Raw genomic sequence first — 2509 nt, 5'->3', positions numbered from 1 at the left:
TTTCATATCCTATTATCTGGTTTTTGTTTTTTTGAATAATAAATGTTACTGTTCTTGCGGTTTGGAGGAATTGATTCAAATTCAAGCGAAATAATTCAGGGTCAAAATATGTATCAATGCAGCATTTGAGCAAGTGCGATAAATCTTTAAGTCTTCTTTCCCATGGTTTTTTAGTCATAAAACTCTCCATTTTGATAGGTTGCATGCTAGATGCTGATATATTTTAGAGGTGATAAAATTAACTGCTTAACTGTCAATGTAATACAAGTTGTTTGATCTTTGCAATGATTCTTATCAGAAACCATATAGTAAATTAGTTACACAGGAAATTTTTAATATTATTATTATCATTCATTATGTATTAAAATTAGAGTTGTGGCTTGGCTCTGCTAACACGTTGCTCATAGGAGATATGGTAGAGCCGCAGACACGTCGTATGCAGGAACGTGCTGCGGCTGGCTGGTGAACTTCCGATAGTGCGGGTGTTGAATGATTTCCAGTTGCTACCGATTTTACATATTTTTTGCATGAGAGAATTTGTACCACCTCCCACCGACCATCTATGACTGTACGCCACTGTCCCTAGGACTGCTATGTGCCGGAGCGGACATTACAAACGTCCTTCTCGGTGCATGCCACTGTTGCCAATGACCTGCCTAGGAATTGGTTAGCAAGTTACTACCGGATTTTGTAAAAACAGCCCTCCTCATATAAAAAGTATTCGTTCACTTCCGATAAGCGTCGTAATTTTCTATCTTTCATCATATTCTAGATCCCTCTGAAAAAATCTTCCGAGTTTGCTAGGCACTGATACATAACTCTTTTCCAATAATTGGGGAAGTCATTCAAATCTATAATAGGTTTCAGATTTGCTTCAATAAATTCTGACTGTAGCTGCTGAAACGTTGCGGTTGAACTATATTTCCTTATAACTTTTACGAAAGAGTTTCTTTGAGTAATCACTTCACTCAAGTGCTTCCCTGCCTCCAAACGATACCTGTTAGCAATATTTAATAGCTTGAAATGATGAAGAGCTCTGTGTTTGTCTTCCTGCCTCCAGTTCGCCGGGCATTCAACATAAAAACTGATAGCACCCGGAGTTCCGGAAACGAAATTTGCATATACCCATTGCTCACGAAAAAAAATGTCCTTGTCGATATAGGGATGAATCGCTTGGTGTACCTCATCTACTGCGAAAACTTGACCTTTCTCTCCCATATTGCAGTCGCGGCACGATGGAACTAAATTAATAGGCATCACCGAAAATTCAGGATAATGTGCAATAGGAAGAAAATGATCTATATTTTTTGTCTGTCCTATATCACCACAAAATGGACATTTTTCACCTGATGAAACAAGCATGTCATCGTAATATGTTCTAGCGGGTTTGTTTTTATCTCGGAGATTATTTTCATAAAGCTTTTCTAATTTAACCTTTGTCAGGTTACCAACTACTAAGGTTGTAGGCTCAAGAGGGTGTGTCCTGTCGTAGGTAAATAACTGACCTGTCGAGCTTAATATTCTATATTGTTGTTCTTTCTGCAAAAAAGTGGGGAAGTGAGTAATGAAATTATTTCTAACATTTATCTGCATCATACCTTCCGAGCATTTATTAAGCATTTCGCTATAAGTTCTCGCTGGAAGAGGTAGTTTTTTCATTGTACTTTACCTTCATCTCTGTTCATTATCATCGCTTTTAAAACGGTTCGACCTTCTAATCCTATCTGACCATTATAATTTTTTAGAATGGTTTCATAAGAAAGCTCTGAATCAACGGACTGCGATAATAAGTGGTGGTATCCAGAATTTGTCACTTCAAGTAAAAACACCTCACGAGTTAAAACACCTAAGTTCTCACCGAATGTCTCAATATCCGGACGGATAATATTTATTGCTTCTCTTGACCGTAGGACTTTCCACATGCAGGATTTTGGAACCTCTTGCAGTACTACTGGGGAATGAGTTGCAATTATTGCTACACCATTGCGTGCATCGAGTAAGTCGCTTAATGTTCGTAAAAAAGCAGAGAGCAAAGGTGGATGCAGATGAACCTCTGGTTCATCGAATAAAACTAATGACTTTTCGCCAACGACATCTACTAATCTTGTGATAGTAAATAAAACAATTGCATGTCCAGAGCTCATTCGAAGCAGATATTTCTGGATATTGTCATAAAACAATTTAGTGAATTTATCATCGTCCACTTGAATCTGTGGTTCATTACGTCTTAACTCTTCATATTTAGAAATGAGGCTGATGAGTTCCATATTTGAAAAGTTTTCATCACTACTTAGTTTTTTGATAGCTTCAAGCCAGAGTTGTCTTTTTCTATCTACTCTCATACAACCAATAAATGCTGAAATGAATTCGAGCTAGACAAGAACCTTTTACGGGCACACCGATGACAGGAAGTGGTGTCATTGCAGCCACCATACCTGGCAAGTGAGCAGCCCCACCAGCTCCAGCGATAATTGTTTTAATTCCACGCTTGCTTGCGGAAATAGCATAT

4 protein-coding genes are annotated in these 2509 nt (G+C 38.1%); all 4 read right to left on the bottom strand.

Going from position 1 to position 2509, the window contains the following annotated elements; all coding sequences use genetic code 11:
* A partial coding sequence (locus P2Q00_RS51290; protein WP_500692243.1) for an Ea47 family protein occupies positions 1-178 on the bottom strand: 178 nt, incomplete at its 3' end.
* 590 nt (positions 179-768) lie between these two features.
* Entirely contained in the window at positions 769-1659 is an 891-nt protein-coding gene (locus P2Q00_RS50520; protein WP_000735931.1) for an HNH endonuclease signature motif containing protein, read from the bottom strand.
* Positions 1656-2342 (bottom strand): AAA family ATPase, encoded by a 687-nt coding sequence (locus P2Q00_RS50515; protein WP_005893984.1) that lies wholly within the window; start codon positions 2340-2342, stop codon positions 1656-1658. Before P2Q00_RS50515 ends, P2Q00_RS50520 begins: the two co-directional genes overlap by 4 nt.
* The coding region (locus P2Q00_RS50510) for an AIR carboxylase family protein (RefSeq protein WP_439145911.1) at positions 2329-2509 on the bottom strand (181 nt) is incomplete at its 5' end. The genes P2Q00_RS50515 and P2Q00_RS50510, both read right to left, overlap by 14 nt.

The sequence above is a fragment of the Streptomyces coacervatus genome, assembly GCF_029223485.1.
Lineage (GTDB): Bacteria > Actinomycetota > Actinomycetes > Streptomycetales > Streptomycetaceae > Streptomyces > Streptomyces coacervatus.
Note: the sequence above shows the minus strand (reverse complement) of the source record. Positions and strands in the feature narration are given on the sequence as shown.

Coding starts and splice junctions, on each gene's coding strand:
- P2Q00_RS50515 (WP_005893984.1), bottom strand. CDS start 2,342: ATGAGAGTAGATAGAAAAAGACAACTCTGGCTTGAAGCTATCAAAAAA.
- P2Q00_RS50520 (WP_000735931.1), bottom strand. CDS start 1,659: ATGAAAAAACTACCTCTTCCAGCGAGAACTTATAGCGAAATGCTTAAT.